This is a genomic window from Acinetobacter sp. UBA2063 (genome assembly GCF_002333245.1).
Classification (GTDB): domain Bacteria; phylum Pseudomonadota; class Gammaproteobacteria; order Pseudomonadales; family Moraxellaceae; genus Acinetobacter; species Acinetobacter parvus.
This window is the reverse complement of sequence record NZ_DDAH01000058.1, coordinates 7,908-8,863: the sequence shown is the minus strand read 5'-3', so window position 1 is coordinate 8,863 and position 956 is coordinate 7,908. Positions and strand designations below refer to the sequence as shown.

1 protein-coding gene is annotated in these 956 nt (G+C 42.8%); it reads left to right on the top strand.

Annotated features, from left to right (window positions below; translation table 11 throughout):
* Positions 1-280 precede the first annotated feature (280 nt).
* A partial coding sequence (gene fabR, locus B4H32_RS02890; RefSeq protein ID WP_286799728.1) for an HTH-type transcriptional repressor FabR occupies positions 281-956 on the top strand: 676 nt, incomplete at its 3' end.

The following is a 956-nucleotide window of genomic DNA, read 5'->3' as shown; positions in this document are numbered from 1 at the left end:
ATTGCTTGCATGCGCAGTTACTCTAATTGTTTTCTTAATTATTATACATATGTATATTTATTTGTATATACACTTGTATATTTATTCAAAAAGAATTGTAAACAGGATTTTTTACAAAATGTTTACCATAAAATGAAAGGTGCGCAGTCAAGGGCAGTGTCTTGCAGACATGCAGCTTTCCCTGTTTCCCACAGTGGAAAGCAGCCCCGATTGATTTACATTTCACAAGCCCATCGACAATCGCTATAATCCCAAGCAGCTTATTTATATTTTGAAAATGATGGTTCATTCTTCTGTTTTACCACCCAGTCCCAAACCAGCAACAGATGAACAGGATCTTATTGCCATAAAATCTCCTGTACGTTCGGTTGGCCGAAAAGCCACCATTAGCAAAGAAGAGTTATTTCAAGCCACTCTGAACCTAATTGGCCCACAAAAGAGCATCTCTTCCCTGAGTTTAAGGGAAATCGCGCGTGAGGCGGGCATTGCACCCAATAGTTTTTATCGTCATTTTAGGGACATTGATGAACTCGCAATCGCCCTGATTGATCGGGCAGGCTTGGTACTGCGTAAAATCATTCGTGAAGCACGCCTACAGGCGGTATTGCAACATAGTATTATCCGCAGTTCAGTCGAAGTTTTTATTCAGCTTCTGGATGCGGATGAAGGTTATTTGGGCTTATTGTTACGTGAAAGCTATACGGGTTCAACTTCCTATAAAGAGGCTGTAGACCGCCAGCTTTCATTCTTCCAGCAAGAGTTGCACGAAGACCTGATTCGTCTGGAACAGATCAACAATAACAGTCACATGCCCCATGCGGATATTGCCGCTAAAGCCATCACCCAACTGGTGTTTAACATGGGTGCGAAAGTGATTGACCTGTCTGCTGAACAACGGATTGAAGTCGCAGAACAAACCATGCTCATGATCCGTATGATCCTGACAGGTGCCCGCC